This window comes from Serratia sp. Tan611 (assembly GCF_905188235.1).
Classification (GTDB): domain Bacteria; phylum Pseudomonadota; class Gammaproteobacteria; order Enterobacterales; family Enterobacteriaceae; genus Serratia_B; species Serratia_B rhizosphaerae.
Window position 1 is genome coordinate 4,798,033 of the sequence record NZ_LR994655.1, and the last position, 17,414, is coordinate 4,815,446.

Annotated in this window: 18 protein-coding genes; 11 read left to right on the forward strand and 7 right to left on the reverse strand. The window is 57.6% G+C overall.

Translation table 11 applies throughout. From position 1 onward, the window contains the following. The first annotated feature begins 57 nt into the window (after positions 1-57). The 5 genes from ftsN (at position 58) to rraA (ending at position 4,471) form a co-directional block, all read left to right on the forward strand. Positions 58-915, forward strand: coding sequence for a cell division protein FtsN (gene ftsN / locus TAN611_RS22640; RefSeq protein ID WP_203067026.1), 858 nt, complete (start codon positions 58-60; stop codon positions 913-915). 102 nt (positions 916-1,017) lie between these two features. Next, positions 1,018-1,548 carry an ATP-dependent protease subunit HslV gene (gene hslV, locus TAN611_RS22645; RefSeq protein ID WP_015962318.1) on the forward strand — a complete coding sequence of 177 codons (531 nt, stop codon included), beginning with the start codon at positions 1,018-1,020 and terminating at the stop codon, positions 1,546-1,548. Between the two features lie 12 nt (positions 1,549-1,560). Then, positions 1,561-2,892: an HslU--HslV peptidase ATPase subunit gene (gene hslU / locus TAN611_RS22650; protein WP_105233049.1), complete on the forward strand. Its 1,332-nt coding sequence runs from the start codon at positions 1,561-1,563 to the stop codon at positions 2,890-2,892. 96 nt (positions 2,893-2,988) lie between these two features. Then, positions 2,989-3,906, forward strand: coding sequence for a 1,4-dihydroxy-2-naphthoate polyprenyltransferase (locus tag TAN611_RS22655; protein ID WP_105233050.1), 918 nt, complete (start codon positions 2,989-2,991; stop codon positions 3,904-3,906). A gap of 79 nt (positions 3,907-3,985) precedes the next feature. After that, on the forward strand, positions 3,986-4,471 hold the full coding sequence (rraA, locus tag TAN611_RS22660; RefSeq protein WP_111737950.1) for a ribonuclease E activity regulator RraA: 486 nt from the start codon (positions 3,986-3,988) through the stop codon (positions 4,469-4,471). A gap of 58 nt (positions 4,472-4,529) precedes the next feature. Here the strand turns inward: rraA and zapB are convergent, their stop codons facing one another. After that, a complete protein-coding gene (gene zapB / locus TAN611_RS22665; RefSeq protein ID WP_015962322.1) occupies positions 4,530-4,769 on the reverse strand; it encodes a septal ring assembly protein ZapB in 240 nt (79 codons plus the stop codon). Between the two features lie 529 nt (positions 4,770-5,298). Between zapB and TAN611_RS22670 the strand changes: the two genes are divergently transcribed. From TAN611_RS22670 to glpX, 3 genes are all read left to right on the forward strand, one after another. After that, a complete protein-coding gene (locus TAN611_RS22670) occupies positions 5,299-6,150 on the forward strand; it encodes an MIP/aquaporin family protein (protein ID WP_111737951.1) in 852 nt (283 codons plus the stop codon). A gap of 41 nt (positions 6,151-6,191) precedes the next feature. Next, complete coding sequence (gene glpK, locus TAN611_RS22675) at positions 6,192-7,700, forward strand: glycerol kinase GlpK (RefSeq protein WP_105233053.1); 1,509 nt, start codon at positions 6,192-6,194, stop codon at positions 7,698-7,700. A 126-nt stretch (positions 7,701-7,826) separates the two neighbouring features. Beyond that, positions 7,827-8,837, forward strand: coding sequence for a class II fructose-bisphosphatase (gene glpX, locus TAN611_RS22680; protein ID WP_203067027.1), 1,011 nt, complete (start codon positions 7,827-7,829; stop codon positions 8,835-8,837). 35 nt (positions 8,838-8,872) lie between these two features. Here glpX and emrD read toward each other — a convergent pair whose 3' ends face one another. Then, a complete protein-coding gene (gene emrD / locus TAN611_RS22685) occupies positions 8,873-10,057 on the reverse strand; it encodes a multidrug efflux MFS transporter EmrD (protein ID WP_105233055.1) in 1,185 nt (394 codons plus the stop codon). A gap of 348 nt (positions 10,058-10,405) precedes the next feature. Between emrD and fpr the strand changes: the two genes are divergently transcribed. Continuing rightward, positions 10,406-11,152, forward strand: coding sequence for a ferredoxin--NADP(+) reductase (gene fpr / locus TAN611_RS22690; protein ID WP_105233056.1), 747 nt, complete (start codon positions 10,406-10,408; stop codon positions 11,150-11,152). Here the strand turns inward: fpr and TAN611_RS22695 are convergent, their stop codons facing one another. Then, positions 11,153-11,575: a DUF805 domain-containing protein gene (locus TAN611_RS22695; RefSeq protein ID WP_111737952.1), complete on the reverse strand. Its 423-nt coding sequence runs from the start codon at positions 11,573-11,575 to the stop codon at positions 11,153-11,155. A gap of 188 nt (positions 11,576-11,763) precedes the next feature. Between TAN611_RS22695 and TAN611_RS22700 the strand changes: the two genes are divergently transcribed. After that, positions 11,764-12,351 carry a DUF1454 family protein gene (locus TAN611_RS22700; protein WP_105233058.1) on the forward strand — a complete coding sequence of 196 codons (588 nt, stop codon included), beginning with the start codon at positions 11,764-11,766 and terminating at the stop codon, positions 12,349-12,351. A 188-nt stretch (positions 12,352-12,539) separates the two neighbouring features. Further along, complete coding sequence (gene tpiA, locus TAN611_RS22705) at positions 12,540-13,307, forward strand: triose-phosphate isomerase (protein WP_111737953.1); 768 nt, start codon at positions 12,540-12,542, stop codon at positions 13,305-13,307. A 59-nt stretch (positions 13,308-13,366) separates the two neighbouring features. Here the strand turns inward: tpiA and TAN611_RS22710 are convergent, their stop codons facing one another. From TAN611_RS22710 to cpxP, 4 genes are all read right to left on the reverse strand, one after another. Further along, positions 13,367-14,356 carry a sulfate ABC transporter substrate-binding protein gene (locus TAN611_RS22710; RefSeq protein WP_187043900.1) on the reverse strand — a complete coding sequence of 330 codons (990 nt, stop codon included), beginning with the start codon at positions 14,354-14,356 and terminating at the stop codon, positions 13,367-13,369. A gap of 188 nt (positions 14,357-14,544) precedes the next feature. Continuing rightward, positions 14,545-15,507 (reverse strand): 6-phosphofructokinase, encoded by a 963-nt coding sequence (gene pfkA / locus TAN611_RS22715; RefSeq protein ID WP_105233060.1) that lies wholly within the window; start codon positions 15,505-15,507, stop codon positions 14,545-14,547. Between the two features lie 235 nt (positions 15,508-15,742). After that, complete coding sequence (fieF, locus tag TAN611_RS22720; RefSeq protein WP_105233061.1) at positions 15,743-16,645, reverse strand: CDF family cation-efflux transporter FieF; 903 nt, start codon at positions 16,643-16,645, stop codon at positions 15,743-15,745. A 212-nt stretch (positions 16,646-16,857) separates the two neighbouring features. Beyond that, on the reverse strand, positions 16,858-17,319 hold the full coding sequence (gene cpxP / locus TAN611_RS22725; RefSeq protein WP_105233062.1) for a cell-envelope stress modulator CpxP: 462 nt from the start codon (positions 17,317-17,319) through the stop codon (positions 16,858-16,860). Positions 17,320-17,414 lie beyond the last annotated feature (95 nt).

Sequence of the window (17,414 nt, forward strand, 5' to 3'; positions counted from 1 at the left end):
TTTAGTGTTCAGTAACATGATGAACTTAATTTCTTATAAAGATACAGCGGAAGAATAGTGGCACAGAAAGACTATGTAAGCCGCGGGCGCTCTGGAGCGCGGCGCAAAACCCCCAGCCGTAAAAAAAGCAGTTCTCCGAAGGTGTCCAAAACCGTGGTAGCGCTTGCGGTCGCCTTGTTGGTGATCTTTGCCGGCGGTCTCTACTTTATTACCCATAACAAACCGGACGACGAACCGCTGTCGCCGGCCCACAGCAGCCGTCCTGGCAACGGCCTGCCGCCGAAGCCGGAAGAGCGCTGGCGCTATATTAAAGAGCTGGAAAACCGCCAGACCGGCGTACAAACCCCGACCGAACCGACGGCCGGCGGCGAGGTGAAGTCCAAAACCCAGCTGACGCAGGAACAGCGCCAGCTGCTGGAGCAAATGCAGGCCGATATGCAGCAGCGCCCGACCCAGCTCAATGAAGTGCCGTATAACGATGCAGCCCAGGCGGCGCGTAACAACGCGCAGCAGCAAATGCAGCAGCAGCGTCAACAACAGCAGCAACAGCAACAGCAACAGCAGGCGCAACAACAACAGCCGGCAAGCCAGCCGCGCAACCCGTTCAGCAACGGCGCCAGCCAGCCGGCGCAGCAGCCTAAACCGGCGACGCCGCCGGCAGCGAAGACGGAAAGCAAGCCGGAGCAGAAACAGCGCTGGATGGTGCAGTGCGGCTCGTTCCGCGCCGCCGATCAGGCCGAGTCTGTCCGCGCGCGCCTGGCGTTTGAAGGGATTGAAAGCCGCATCACCAACGGCGGCGGCTGGAACCGCGTGGTGCTTGGGCCGTTCAGCAGCCGCGCCGGCGCCGACAAAACCCTTTCCCGTCTGAAGGGCATCGGCATGTCAGGATGCATTCCCCTCTCCGTCAGGGGTTGAAAAGCCGTAATCCTCCCCCATCTATACTCTCAATATGCCCCGTAGCACCTGCGCAAGCAGGCGCTGCGGGGACTTCTTTCAGTCTGCAACGAGGGTCTGCTCGTGACAACAATTGTAAGCGTACGCCGCAACGGCCAAGTCGTCATCGGTGGCGATGGCCAGGCAACATTGGGAAATACGGTGATGAAAGGCAACGTCAAAAAAGTGCGTCGCCTGTACAACGATAAAGTGATCGCCGGTTTCGCCGGGGGCACCGCTGACGCCTTCACGCTGTTTGAGCTTTTCGAACGTAAACTGGAGATGCACCAGGGTCATCTGGTGAAAGCCGCCGTCGAACTGGCGAAAGACTGGCGTACCGACCGCATGCTGCGCAAGCTGGAAGCGTTGCTGGCCGTGGCCGATGAAAACGCCTCGCTGATCATCACCGGGAATGGTGACGTGGTTCAGCCTGAAAATGATTTGATCGCGATCGGCTCCGGCGGCCCGTACGCCCAGTCAGCCGCGCGCGCATTGTTGGAAAATACCGAATTGGGCGCCCGTGAAATCGTCGAGAAATCTCTCGGCATCGCCGGCGACATCTGTATTTACACCAACCACAATCTCACTATTGAAGAACTGCCTTCCAAAGCGTAAGGATCGAATACTATGTCTGAAATGACTCCGCGCGAGATCGTCAGCGAACTGGACGGTTATATCATCGGCCAAAGCAAAGCCAAACGCGCCGTTGCCATCGCCTTGCGTAACCGCTGGCGCCGTATGCAGCTCAACGAGATGCTGCGTCACGAAGTGACCCCGAAAAATATTCTGATGATCGGCCCGACCGGCGTCGGTAAAACCGAAATCGCCCGTCGTCTGGCAAAACTGGCCAACGCGCCGTTTATCAAAGTCGAAGCCACCAAATTCACCGAAGTGGGCTACGTCGGTAAAGAAGTGGATTCCATTATCCGCGACCTGACCGACGCCGCAGTGAAAATGGTGCGTCTGCAGTCAATCGAGAAAAACCGCACCCGCGCCGAAGAGATGGCGGAAGAGCGCATCCTTGACGTGCTGATCCCGCCGGCCAAGAACAACTGGGGCCAGGCTGAAGAGCAGCAGGAGCCGTCCGCCGCACGCCAGTCGTTCCGTAAAAAACTGCGCGAAGGCCAGTTGGACGACAAAGAGATTGAAATCGACCTGGCCGCCGCGCCGATGGGCGTCGAAATTATGGCGCCTCCGGGTATGGAAGAGATGACCAACCAGCTGCAGTCGATGTTCCAGAACCTCGGCGGCCAGAAGCAGAAACCACGCAAGCTGAAGATCAAAGAGGCCTTCAAACTGCTGGTGGAAGAAGAAGCAGCCAAGCTGGTTAACCCGGAAGAGCTGAAAGAGCAGGCGATTGAAGCCGTTGAACAGCACGGTATCGTGTTTATCGATGAGATCGACAAAATCTGTAAGCGCGGCGACTCCTCCGGCCCGGATGTCTCCCGCGAAGGCGTGCAGCGTGACCTGCTGCCGCTGGTGGAAGGCAGCACCATCTCGACCAAACACGGCATGGTGAAAACCGACCACATCCTGTTTATCGCCTCCGGCGCTTTCCAGGTTGCCAGCCCGTCCGATCTGATCCCGGAACTGCAGGGCCGTCTGCCGATCCGCGTTGAACTGCAGGCGCTGACGACCGAAGACTTCGAGCGCATTCTGACCGAACCGAACGCGTCGCTGACCGAGCAGTACAAGGCGCTGATGGCCACCGAAGGCGTGACCATCGACTTCACCGCCGACGGCATCAGCCGTATTGCCGAAGCCGCATGGCAGGTTAACGAAAGCACCGAGAACATCGGCGCGCGTCGTCTGCACACCGTGCTGGAGCGTCTGATGGAAGAAATTTCCTACGACGCGAGCGAGATTAATGGTCAATCCATTACAATTGATGCGGAATACGTGCGCAATCACCTGGATGAGCTGGTTGCGGATGAAGATTTGAGCCGTTTTATCCTATAATCGCTCTATCATTGTCCTGTCAGTCATTAAAATGGGGGGCGTTGCCCCCCATTTTTTTATCTGCAGACACAGCCACTTGACTTGCTGAAGCGAAAAATGAGCTCATCTACCTCCACGACCCCAGCCAGAGCCTGGCTGGAAAGTTTACGACCACGCACCCTGCCGCTGGCTTTCGCCTCCATCGTTGTCGGCTCCGCCATTGCCGCCTGGCAAGGCAGCCTGAAACCCGGCGTCGCGCTGTTGGCGCTGTTAACCGCCGGGCTGCTGCAAATTCTCTCCAATCTGGCCAACGATTACGGCGATGCCGTCAAAGGCAGCGATAAAGAAGACCGCATCGGGCCGCTGCGCGGTATGCAAAAAGGCCTGATTACCCAGGCGCAGATGAAACGCGCGCTGATCGTTACCGTGGTGCTGATCGCCATCGCCGGCTGTTCACTGATCGCGCTGGCCTGCAAAACGCCGAGTGACGTAGCCGGCTTCCTGGCGCTCGGCGCGCTGGCTATCGTCGCTGCCATCACCTACACCGTCGGCAATAAGCCTTACGGCTATCTGGGGCTGGGGGATATCTCGGTGCTGGCGTTCTTCGGCTGGCTGAGCGTGGCCGGCACCTATTACCTGCAGACGCTGCATTTCGACAGCATCGTCATGCTGCCGGCCACCGCCTGCGGCCTGCTGGCGGCGGCGGTGCTGAACATCAATAACCTGCGGGATATCGAAAGCGACCGCGACAACGGCAAAAATACCCTGGCGGTACGGCTGGGGCCGAAGAACGCCCGGCGCTACCATGCCTTGCTGCTGATTGGCGCGGTGCTGTGCTTTGCTCTGTTCACCCTGTTCAATCTGAGCGGTCCGTGGGGCTGGTTGTTTGTGCTGGCGGTGCCGCTGCTGTGGCGCCATGCGCTGCGCGTACTGCGCGATCCTTCACCGGCCGGCATGCGACCGATGTTGGAGCACATGGTCAAGGCCGCCCTGCTGGCGAACATTTTGTTTGCCGCCGGCGTAGCGCTCAGTTAGATAAAAACTGATGATTTTGCCAACAGGGCTCAGAAAGGGATATACTGGTTATTCCAGCGGCAAACAGACATAAAATCCTATGAAATACGATACTTCCGAACTTTGCGATATCTATCATGAAGAGGTCAACGTGGTTGAGCCTCTGTTCTCTAATTTTGGCGGGCGTACTTCATTTGGCGGACAGATCACCACGGTGAAGTGTTTCGAGGATAATGGCCTGCTTTTTGACCTGCTTGAAGAAAACGGCCGCGGCCGTGTACTGCTGGTCGACGGTGGCGGTTCGGTACGCCGGGCGCTGATCAACGCAGAACTGGCGCGTCTGGCGACCCAGAACGAGTGGGAAGGCATTGTGGTTTACGGCGCGGTGCGTCAGGTGGACGATCTGGAAGAGCTGGATATCGGCATTCAGGCCATGGCGGCCATCCCGGTCGGCGCCAGCAGCGAAGGCGTGGGCGAAAGCGATATCCGCGTCAACTTCGGCGGCGTCACCTTCTTCTCCGGCGATCATCTGTATGCCGATAATACCGGCATCATTCTCGCGGAAGACCCGCTCGATATTGAATAAGCCGTTACCATGAAAAAGGGCGCCGTCGGCGCCCTTTTCATTACTGCGGCAAACGGAATCAGACCTCTTCCATTTTGCCCAGCAGCGCGCGCAGGCGATCTTGCCATACGTGCTGTTCTTCTTTCAGTTGCTGATTCTCACGCACCAGTGATTCATGGTTGCCGGCAGCATTCTGCACTTCCTGAGACAGCGTGTTGTTCTTCTCTTTCAGCTCTTCAATTTCCATCTGCAACAGAGTGATGGTATCAATCGCCTGCTGAACTTTTGCTTCCAGTTTTTCAAATACTTCAAATGACATTCTTCAGTCCCCTCATGATAGCAAGGCGTACATCTATTAAACAGCGGCCGCAACACAGGCTGCAGCCGCTGCGAATATGCATCGCGCCAAGTGACACGCGCTTTGGTTAAAAACGCGCCTGTCTCGATAAAACGCTCTTTCGATAAAAACGATTGTAAGTAGCCCGCCTCTTACTGTCTAGCAACATACCGGCTCAACGCGCAGTCTGTTGCAATTTTCCTGCCCCCGCCATCAGCCAAAACTGAAAATGCGCGTATAACAATAAACGCGCGTTAACAATTGTCAGACAAAAAACCGGCCAAATCCGTCGCGAGATGGCTCAGAAAGAACACCTGACAACGCGAATTCGCTCAATTTTATGACGAAGCACACACATTTTGATTTCGCTATTTCTCGTTTATGTTCGTTAACGATAAATTTACATCACGTCCTCAATTTAAAAGAGGATGAGATTAAAAAAACCTGTACCTTAAGGCCGGCAGGCTATCCGCCGAGCCTAAAACCTATAACCCTGCAGGACAACAACATTATGAGCCAAAACACCAGTCCGACATTAAAAGGCCAATGTATCGCAGAATTTCTCGGCACCGGCCTACTGATCTTCTTTGGCGCAGGTTGCGTTGCCGCACTAAAACTGGCCGGCGCCAGCTTCGGCCAATGGGAAATCAGCGTTATTTGGGGCTTCGGGGTCGCCATGGCGATCTATCTGACCGCCGGCATCTCCGGCGCCCACCTCAACCCGGCCGTAACCCTCGCGCTATGGCTGTTCGCCAACTTCAACGGCCGCCGCGTGGTTCCCTTTATCATTGCCCAGGTCGCCGGCGCCTTCTGCGCCGCCGCGCTGGTCTACGGCCTGTACTATAATCTGTTCTTTGATTACGAAACCGCCCACAACATGGTACGCGGCAGCACAGAGAGTCTGGATCTGGCCGGGATTTTCTCCACCTATCCAAACCCGCATATTTCCGTTGCGCAGGCGTTCCTGGTGGAAACCGTGATCACCGCCATTCTGATGTGCCTGATCCTGGCGCTGACCGACGATGGCAACGGCGTACCGCGCGGCCCGTTGGCGCCGCTATTGATCGGTATTCTGATTGCCGTTATCGGCGCCTCCATGGGACCCTTGACCGGCTTCGCCCTGAACCCGGCGCGTGATTTCGGGCCGAAAATGTTCGCCTACATCGCCGGCTGGGGTAATGTCGCCTTTACCGGCGCACGTGAAATCCCGTACTTCCTGGTACCGATCTTCGGGCCGATTCTCGGGGCCATCCTGGGCGCATTCGGCTACCGTACCTTGATTGGCCGTCACTTGCCTTGCGACGACTGCGTCGAAGAAGAGCAAGAGCAGCCAGCCGCCAAAACGCCGCAGCGTAAAGCGTAATTGGCGCAGTTTAAAATGGTTAACAACAGCAGGACTCAACCATGACCACAGAAAAAAAATTTATTGTCGCTCTCGACCAGGGAACCACCAGCTCACGCGCCGTCGTCATGGATCACGATGCCAATATCGTTGCGGTATCGCAGCGCGAATTTGAACAAATTTATCCAAAGGCCGGCTGGGTAGAGCATGACCCGATGGAGATTTGGGCTTCCCAAAGCTCCACGCTGGTCGAAGTGCTGGCGAAAGCCGACATCAACTCCGATCAAATCGCCGGGATTGGCATCACCAACCAGCGTGAAACCACCATCGTGTGGGAAAAAGAGACCGGTAAGCCTATCTACAACGCCATCGTCTGGCAGTGCCGCCGCACCGCGGATATCTGCGAGCAGCTCAAGCGCGACGGTATGGAAGAGTACATCCGCCAGAATACCGGCCTGGTGGTCGATCCGTATTTCTCCGGCACCAAGGTGAAATGGATCCTGGATCACGTCGAGGGCGCCCGTGAACGCGCCAAGCGCGGCGAACTGCTGTTCGGCACCGTAGACACCTGGCTGGTGTGGAAAATGACGCAGGGGCGGGTTCACGTTACCGATTACACCAACGCCTCGCGCACCATGATGTTCAACATCCACCAGCTCGACTGGGATGAGCGTATGCTGCAGGCGCTGGATATCCCACGCGCCATGCTGCCGAAGGTGCGCCCATCTTCCGAAATTTACGGCCAGACCAACATCGGCGGCAAAGGCGGCACGCGTATCCCTATCGCCGGCATCGCCGGTGACCAGCAGGCTGCGCTGTTCGGCCAGCTGTGCGTTCAGCCGGGAATGGCGAAAAACACCTACGGCACCGGCTGTTTCCTGCTGATGAATACCGGCGAAGAAGCGGTCAGCTCCAGCCACGGCCTGTTGACCACCATCGCCTGCGGCCCGCGCGGCGAAGTGAACTACGCGCTGGAAGGCGCGGTATTTATCGGCGGCGCGTCCATCCAGTGGCTGCGCGACGAACTGAAACTGATCAGCGATGCGGCCGACTCCGAATACTTCGCCAGCAAGGTGAAAGACAGCAACGGCGTCTACGTGGTGCCGGCCTTTACCGGCCTGGGTGCGCCATACTGGGATCCGTATGCACGCGGCGCCATCTTCGGCCTGACCCGCGGCGCGAACAGCAACCACATCATCCGTGCGACGCTGGAATCCATCGCCTACCAAACCCGCGACGTACTGGACGCCATGCAGGCCGATTCCAATACCCGTCTGCAGTCGCTGCGCGTTGACGGCGGCGCCGTCGCCAACAACTTCCTGATGCAGTTCCAGTCCGACATTCTGGGCACGCGCGTAGAGCGTCCTGAAGTGCGCGAATCCACCGCGCTGGGCGCGGCGTTCCTCGCCGGTCTGGCTATCGGCTACTGGAACGATCTGGATGAGGTGAAGAGCAAGGCGGTCATCGAGCGGGAATTCCGCCCGAGCATCGAAACTACCGAACGTAACTACCGTTACAGCGGCTGGAAAAAAGCGGTCGCCCGCGCGCAGGCGTGGGAAGATCACGAATAATTCCGCGCCGGAGTCACGTTATCAATGCGCTGCCGCAAGGCAGCGCTTTTTTTTGCTCCGCCGCGCGCCCCTGCCGCTGTGGTAAACTTATCCGCTCTTCCCCTCTACGCACTGACAGGTTTTGCCATGAAACGTGAATTAGCCATCGAATTTTCCCGCGTCACCGAAGCTGCGGCGTTAGCCGGCTACCAATGGCTGGGGCGCGGCGACAAGAATGCCGCCGACGGCGCCGCCGTGCACGCAATGCGGATTATGCTCAACAAGGTGGCGATCGATGGCCGCATCGTGATTGGCGAAGGCGAGATCGATGAAGCGCCGATGCTGTATATCGGCGAGCAGGTCGGCACCGGTCAGGGCGATGCGGTAGACATCGCCGTCGATCCGATTGAAGGCACACGCATGACCGCCATGGGGCAGTCCAACGCGCTGGCGGTGCTGGCCGTCGGCGATCGCGGCGCCTTCCTGCACGCGCCGGATATGTATATGGAAAAACTGGTGGTAGGCCCGGAAGCCCGCGGCGCTATTGACCTTAACCTGCCGCTTGCCGACAACCTGCAAAACGTCGCGGCACGGCTGAACAAGCCGCTGTCGCAGCTGACGGTGATTACGCTGGCCAAACCGCGTCACGACGCCGTTATCGCGCAAATGCAGCAGATGGGGGTCAAAGTCTTCGCCATTCCTGACGGTGACGTCGCCGCCTCCATCCTGACCTGTATGCCGGAGAGCGAAGTGGATGTGATGTACGGCATCGGCGGTGCGCCGGAAGGGGTGATTTCAGCCGCGGTGATTCGCGCACTGGACGGCGATATGCAGGCGCGTCTGTTGCCGCGCCATCAGGTGAAGGAAGACAGCGACGCCAACCGCCGCCTCGGCGAACAGGAACTGGCGCGCTGTAAAGAGATGGGCATAGAGGCGGGCAAGGTGCTGCTGCTGGGCGATATGGCGCGCAACGACAACGTCATCTTCGCCGCCACCGGCATCACCAAAGGCGACCTGCTGGAAGGCATCAGCCGCAAGGGCAATATGGCGACCACGGAAACGCTGCTGATCCGTGGTAAATCACGCACCATCCGCCGCATCCGCTCAACCCACTATCTGGATCGTAAGGACCCGGCGCTGCACCCGTTCCTGCTGTAATCCGTTATGCGGCCAGAGTCCTCTGGCCGCTCACGTTAAGCCGTATGCCCCGCCTGCTGCATACGGTTGGACAGCGGCCACCAGCACAGCAGAATCAGCAGCGCCATGGCGAACATCAGCAGACCCAGGCTGAACTGCCCGGTTTGCGGCAGCATGGACGACAACCAGGTGGCGAGGCCGGAGCCCATATTCTGCATCCCCCCCACCAGCGCGCCAGCAGCGCCGGCCAGATAAGGGAACGGCTCCATCGCCCCGGTGGTCGCCAGCGGGAACAACATCCCGGCGCCAAAGAAAAACAGCGCAGCGGGAACAATCAGCGTCCAGATATTCATCACGCCGAACCAGCCGGGGATCCACATCATCAGGCCCGCCAGCAGGCAGCTCAGCACCGAATGCCACATCAGCTGATGGAAGCTTTTGCCGTCACGGCCGGCATACCACGCGCCGAAAAAAGCCGCCGGGATCGGCAGAATAAACAGGATGCTGACGGTCAGTCCATTCAGTCCCAGCACGCCGCCCATCAGTACGCCGCAGCTGGCCTCAAACACCGCAATCCCCGCCAGACCGCCGATCAGCATCACCAGATAGCGGCTGAACGACCCGTCCGCCAGCAGCTGACGGAAGCTGGCCAGCATGCGCCGTTTTTCAGTTTGCTCTGGACGGGTTTCCGGCAGCCAGCGAAACATGGCGAAAGCAACGCCCACGCACAGCGCCAGCAGAAACGCATAGCTGGCGCGCCAGCCGAAGACCATCGCCAGCGCACCGCCGATCACCGGCGCCAGCAGCGGGCTGACCAGAATACCCATATTCAGCAGGCTGTTGGCATAGCGCAGCGCGGTGCCGGCATACAGGTCGCGCGGCATGGTGCGCGCCATCACGCCGGCCACTCCGGTGCCCATGCCCTGAATGGCGCTGGCGGCCACCAGCATGGTCAGGCTGTCGGCCAGCAGCGCGCCGGCAGCGCCAACCATAAAAATCGCCATCCCGGCCAGAATCACCGGACGGCGGCCAACGCGATCCGACAGCGGGCCGTAGATCAGCTGTGAAAATCCGTAGGTCAACAGATAAGCCGCCATCACCTGCTGTACGGCGCCGGTGCGCACCGACAAGTCGTGGGCAATATCTGCAATCGTCGGGACATAAATGGTTTGCGCCATCTGACCGACGGCAACCAGCAGGATCAACATCACCAACAGGTGAAAATTCTCTAGTTTTCTCATTCTCTTTGTTAACGTCTTAACTCGCCAAAACCCTGCGCATGGCGGCAATTTTGGCCAGCGTTGCGCAGACATCCTCTTGTTGGCGCATAAACTAACAAATCTATTTTTTTTAGCGAGTCCCCGCCAAATATTGATCCCGATCACACTGGCAGCAAAGTCATCCATTCTCGTAAATTAAACGGTACGTCGCGCATGACGCGGCCGCGAGCAACGCGGGCAGGCAAGGCTTTAGCATTTAATCGATAATTGTTTGCATCAACTTGCCATAAGATAAATATCAGACAGCAATAACGACGCCGACCGCGCAGAGTGCTAATTTTATTTGATTTGATGATGGGAGCATGAAGTATGGCTGAATGGGTAAAAGGCAAGGTTACTCATCTGGAACAGTGGACCGATGGGCTGTTCAGTCTCACCGTCGATGCCGCCATCGACCCATTTACCGCCGGCCAGTTTGCCAAACTGGCGTTAGAGATTGACGGCGAGCGCGTGCAGCGCGCCTACTCTTACGTCAACGCGCCCTGCGACCCCAACCTGGAGTTTTATCTGGTTACGGTGCCGGAGGGCAAACTCAGCCCGCGCCTGAACCAGCTGCAGCCGGGTGCGGAAGTGATGGTGACCAAAGAGGCCGCCGGATTCTTCGTGCTGGATGAAGTGCCGGAGTGCGAAACCCTGTGGATGCTGGCGACCGGCACCGCCATTGGCCCTTACCTGTCGATTCTGCAAGAAGGCAAAGGCCTCGAGCGCTTCAAAAACCTGGTGCTGGTGCACGCCGCCCGCTTCGCCCGCGACCTGAGCTACCTGCCGCTGATGCAGCAGCTTCAGCAGCGCTACAACGGCAAACTGCGCATTCAGACGGTGGTCAGCCGCGAGGACGTCGCCGGCTCGCTGACCGGCCGGGTGCCGGCGCTGATTGAAGACGGACGGCTGGAGGCCGCCATTGGCCTGCCGCTGGATGCAGAAACCAGCCATGTAATGCTGTGCGGCAACCCGCAGATGGTGCGCGACACCCAGCAAACGCTGAAGGAACTGCACGGCATGCGCAAACACCTGCGCCGCAAGCCGGGTCATATCACCAGCGAACATTACTGGTGATTAACCGCGGAATTTGACCGGTTCAGCTTCAGGCCCGAAACGGTTGTCGCCGGGCGTACCGACAAAAGCGCCCAGATCGATGGCCATCATGACGATAATCAGCGTCGGGATAAAACGCCCGACGCCCCACTGCCAGATCGGCGCCAGCATCTGCCAATTCCCCGCCGCCAGCATCCACGCCAAAATCAACAGCAGCGCCCACCAGCCGGACTTATTGCGATCGTGCAGCCGCTTGACCAGCACCGCCGCCGTCGGCCACAGCAGCGCCACAATAAAAAACGCGATGCTCTGGATAGCGACCCACTGATAGTTGGCCAGCGTAAACGCCACGGCCATCAGCACCAGCCAGATGCCCATCCAGAGCCAGAAATCACGCCGCGTAATGCGCCCTTTAAACGAAAAACACCACTGCTGTATTGTCATGGAATCCTGCGTTGTTAATCTGCCCATATGCTGTGCGGCAGTGTAACATAGAGGCGGCAGAGACGGCGTTTGTGCCGCCGTGCCACACGCCATTTGGGGCAGCAAACAGATAATCCGGGCGGATCTTTGACAACCTCCCCCGATTACCGCTTTAATCGGAGTCCGATTTGCTATCAACATCGCGAGCTATGCTGAGAAAACTTCCTCTCGTCGCCTGTCTGCTCTCCGCCATGGGCCATGCCTGGGCTGAGCAAGCGCCGGCCGCCAACGATGCGCCTCCCACCGCGCCGTACCTGCTGGCCGGGGCGCCGACGTTCGATCTGACCGTGGCAAAATTTCGCGCCAAGTACAATCGCGACAACCCCAAGCTGCCGATTGGCGAGTTCCGCGCCATTGACAGCAGCGCCGACGACACGCCGTTGCTGACCCGCGCCGCCAGTAAACTCAATGAAAACCTGTATGCCTCCACCGCGCTGGAGAAAGGCACCGGTAAAATCAAAACACTGCAAATCACCCACCTGCCGCTGCAGGGCAATGAAGAAAAGAGCGCACGCGCCGTCACCGTCAACTATATGGCAGCGTTGATGCGCCAGTTCGAACCGGCGTTGACGGTGGAGCAGAGCATCATCAAGGTGAGCGCATTATTGGAAAAAGGCAAAGGCTCGCGTTTTTACACCCAGCAGGTCGGCGCCATTCGCTATGTAGTCGCCGATAACGGCGAACAGGGCCTGACATTCGCCGTCGAGCCGGTGAAACTGACGCTGGCGGAGCCGTGAAACACGCGGCGATTAAATGACGAAAAGCAAAGCCATCCGATCCATTCATCTCTATACTGTTGGGCAGGTTGACTGCCGGTCCGGCAGTAGTTATTTATGCCCTTCCTGCCCGAGGCTGCAGCGCTGTAGGCTGCCGCTTCGCTGATGTCGGGCATCGATTCTCACGTTCCCTTGTTGGAGGAAAAATTATGCGTCATCCATTAGTGATGGGTAACTGGAAGCTGAACGGCAGCACGCACATGGTTAACGAGCTGATCGCCGGCCTGCGCAACGAACTGAGCAGCGTAGAAGGCTGCGGCGTAGCCATCGCGCCGCCGGTGATGTATCTGGACCAGGCCAAGCACCAGCTGGCCGGCAGCCGCATCGCGCTGGGCGCCCAGAACGTAGACGTGAACCTGGCCGGCGCCTTTACCGGTGAAGTTTCCGCCAACATGCTGAAAGACGTCGGCGCACAGTACATCATCATCGGCCACTCTGAGCGTCGCACCTATCACAAAGAGAGCGACGAAGTCATCGCCGAGAAATTCGCGGTACTGAAAGAAGCCGGCCTGATCCCGGTTCTGTGCATCGGTGAAACCGAAGCGGAAAACGAAGCGGGCCAGACCGAGGAAGTTTGCGCGCGTCAGATTGACGCCGTACTGAAAACCCTGGGCGCACCGGCAATGAAAGACACCGTAATTGCTTATGAGCCAGTTTGGGCCATCGGCACCGGCAAATCCGCTACCCCTGCACAGGCTCAGGCGGTACACAAATTTATCCGCGATCATATCGCCAAGCACGACGCCGACGTTGCTGCTGGCATCATCATTCAGTACGGCGGTTCCGTGAATGATAAAAACGCCGCTGAACTGTTCGCTCAGCCGGACATCGATGGCGCGCTGGTAGGCGGCGCATCGCTGAAGGCCGACGCCTTCGCCGTGATTGTGAAAGCCGCAGCCGCAGCGAAAAAAGCCTGATAGCGTACGGCTCAGCATAAAAAAACCCCGGCATGCCGGGGTTTTTTATTTTTTACGCCTCAGCGTCTGCTGATCTCGTCAAACTTGCCGCCGCTGGCGAAATGTTCTTTCTGCGCCTTGCTCCAGCCACCGAAGGTATCATCAACGGTAAACAGCTTCAGTTTCGGGAACTGCTCGGCAAATTTGGCCTCGACGGCGGCATCACGCGGACGATAGTAGTTCTTCGCCGCAATCGTCTGCCCTACCGGGGAGTAGAGATACTTCAGGTAAGCGTTCGCCACGTCCCGGGTGCCGCGCTTGTCGACCACGCGATCCACCACGGAGACGGTCGGCTCCGCCAGGATCGACTCGCTCGGAGTAACGATTTCAAAATTGTCCTTACCCAGCTCCTTTTTCGCCAGTAAGGCTTCATTTTCCCAGGCGATCAGCACGTCGCCAATACCACGCTCCACGAAGGTATTGGTCGCTCCGCGTGCACCGGAATCCAGCACTTCCACGTTCTTGTAGAGGCTCTTCACAAACGTCTGCGCCTTGGCCTGATCGTTATTATTATGATGCAGCGCATAACCCCAGGCCGCCAGATAGTTCCACCGTGCGCCGCCGGAGGTTTTCGGGTTAGGCGTGATCACGGAAACGCCCGGTTTAATCAGATCCGGCCAGTCGTGGATCTGTTTTGGGTTCCCTTTACGCACCAGGAACACAATGGTGGAAGCATAAGGCGCCGAGTTGTCCGGCAGGCGCTTGATCCAGTTCTTATCAATCCGTCCGCGCGCGGCGATCGCATCCACATCGTAAGCCAGCGCCAGCGTCACCACATCCGCCTCGATGCCGTTGATCACCGACGTGGCCTGCTTGCCGGAGCCGCCATGGGACTGACGCACGGTAACCTTATCGCCATGCTGTTGCTGCCAGTGCTGGCTGAAGGCGGCATTGTATTCCTGGTAGAACTCGCGCGTCGGGTCGTATGAAACGTTCAGCAATTGAATATCTTTTGCCAACGCTCCGGTTGTCAGCAACATTAATGTCAGGCCTACACCCCATTTACGCATCGCACGCTCTCCCAAGGTAAATAATCGCCAGCTCAAAACGGCTGATTTAGCGTCAAAGCCTGCCAGAAACTGAGCCGGCAATTAAAGAATAAAAAATTTGGGCCTAGACGATTCTGGAATATGGCAACGACAGCGCAAAAAAAAGCCCCCGCGTACGGAGGCTTGTCTGTCGGCGCTGCCGGGCAGGATCAGTACAGCTTTTTCGCCGTTTCCAGCCAGTCGCGCTTGAATGGGCGCTTCATGTTCTCAATGGCGTCGATGATGTCATGGTGCACCATCTTCTCATTCTGGATACCGACGCAGCGGCCGCCGTACCCTTTCAGCAGCAGTTCGATGGAGTAAGCCCCCATGCGCGAAGCCAGAATACGGTCATAGGCCACCGGCGAGCCGCCGCGCTGAATATGGCCCAGCACGGTAGCGCGGGTTTCACGCTTGGTTTCCTGCTCAATGTAGGCCGCCAGTTCGTCAATGTCGCAGATGTGCTCGGTAATCGCCACGATCGCGTGCTTTTTGCCTTTGGTGATACCGGCCTTGATTTCACACACCAGATCGTCACGGTTAAATTCGATCTCCGGCAGGACAATAAACTCACAGCCGCCGGCAATTGCCGCCGCCAGCGTCAGGTCGCCGCAATAGCGCCCCATCACTTCCACGATTGAAATACGCTGATGTGAGGTTGAGGTATCGCGCAGGCGGTCAATCGCTTCCACCACGGTTTCCAGCGCGGTGAAATAACCGATGGTGTAGTCGGTGCCGGCCACGTCGTTATCGATGGTGCCCGGCAGGCCGATGCATGGAAAACCTTCTTCCGTCAGGCGCTTCGCCCCCATATAGGAGCCGTCGCCGCCGATCACCACCAGCGCATCAATGCCGTGTTTCTTAAGGTTTTCAATCGCCTTGGCGCGTACGTTTTCATCTCTGAATTCCGGAAAGCGGGCCGACCCGAGGAAGGTGCCGCCACGGTTGATCATGTCGGACACGCTGTAACGGTCCAACTGCTCCATGCGATCTTCGTACAAGCCAAGGTAGCCGTCGTAAATACCAAAAACTTCCAGACCTTCCGTAAGCGCGGCGCGTACAACGCCACGGATCGCCGCGTTCATACCCGGCGCATCACCGCCACTCGTCAGTACACCGATTTTCTTGATCATGACTACCTCTGAACTTGTAGATGCAATTTCTTAAGAACTTTGTCGTCTTTGCCGATTGGCCTTTCGCGTTTCCGGTTGCAGCAACCCCGCCTACGAATTTTATTGCCGAATATTATAACAAAATCACCAAGCTGAATTGATTCAGGTCACGCTAAATTCAGGTAAAAATTAACAACGCACACTGAGCTAATTTTACATTTTCCTCATGAGAGCCGGCACGATTGCGATACGTTAATTATAGCTCCCAACGCCCCTGCCGCCCCGCAGGCACCACGGAACACGGATCCTGGTGGATGATGACATCCGCGCCGGGAAAACGGTGCAATAACGCCTTTTCCACTTGTTCAGCCAAAATATGCGCCTGCATCAGCGGCAAATTATCTTCCATTTCCAGATGCAGCTGAATAAACCGGGTAGGCCCAGACTGACGGGTACGCAAGTCATGCGCCCCTTTAATACCCGGCCATGCGGAAACCACCTCGATAATGGCGCGCCGCTCATCATCCGGCAATGCGCGATCCAGCAGCGACTGCACCGCTTCGTAGCCCATCCGCAACGCGCTATAAAGAATGTAAACACCGATACCCAGCGCGAATAATGCATCCGCCCGCTGAAAACCGTACCAGCTTAGCCCAAGCGCTATAAGAATAGCACCATTCATCATGACATCTGACTGATAATGCAGCATATCTGCACGCACCGCCTGACTGCGGGTTTTGCGCACTACCCAGCGCTGGTAGGTAACCAGCAGCAAAGTGCTCAGCAAGGCGATGATCGTCACTACAATGCCGACGGCAGGCGCGCGCAGCGTTTCGGGCGCATAAAGATGCTGGAAGCCGGTCAGGAACAAAAACAGCGCGGAACCGGAAACGAACATGCTCTGCGCCAGCGCCGCCAGCGATTCGGCCTTGCCGTGACCAAAGGTATGTTCCTCATCCGCCGGCTGCAGCGCATAGCGCACCACCAGCAGGTTGGTCAGCGAAGCAGCAATATCGACCAGGGAATCCACCAGCGCCGCCAACAGGCTCACCGACCCGGTGATGTACCAAGCGACGATCTTTATCAGCAACAGGGTTGATGCCATCACGGTCGCGGCCACGGCAGCAGACTTCACCAGGCGCGCATATTGCTGTTCCATAACCTATCCCGATTCACTATCCAGTGGGGTGAGTATAACGGAATGTCGGGTAAAAAATCCCCGCCGTCAGGGTGGTGAACCTTGCCGGACAACGAAAATGTTCCTGATATAACGCCTCGTGAATTCTGGGCAAAAAAAACCCCCTCATCATGAGGGGGGAAGACAGGGATGGTGTCTATGGCAAGGAAAAACAGGGTACTACTCAGTCGCACTCACTTCTGGGCAGAAGCTTGCTGCAAACCAGAAAGTTGTTGCTCCATCTGCTGCATACGCTGCTGATGCTTCTGGTCTAAAACACTTTTTTGCTGTGGCGTCAGTAAGTTATACATTTGGTTGCGCACCCGGGCCATTTCGACCTGGCGCTTCACTTGTTCCTGAGCCACCTTCTCCGCCTGTGCATACACGGCGGCTTCATCAAATTTGTTTGCCGTCACCAGCTTATGCATTGCTTCCATTTCAGCTACATTGACACCAGGCAGGTCGTGACGGGCCTGGCGCATTAAATCGCGCATTTGCTGACGTTGCTTTTCAGTCAACCTGACGCCATCAAACATATGATGCTGGCCGGGGTTGCTGGTTGCTGCATCATGCGTGGAAGGCGATATGGCGTCAGCGGCGATGGCGGAACCTGATGCCAACATGGATGCCATGACTAATGCGGTCACCTTACGCATTTTCACTCCTCGTTCATTCCGCTTTGCAAGTCAACGAGGAGCAGTGTATCGCTGCAGCTGCAAACATCCGTCAGGGCATGTAAAACTACGTAAAG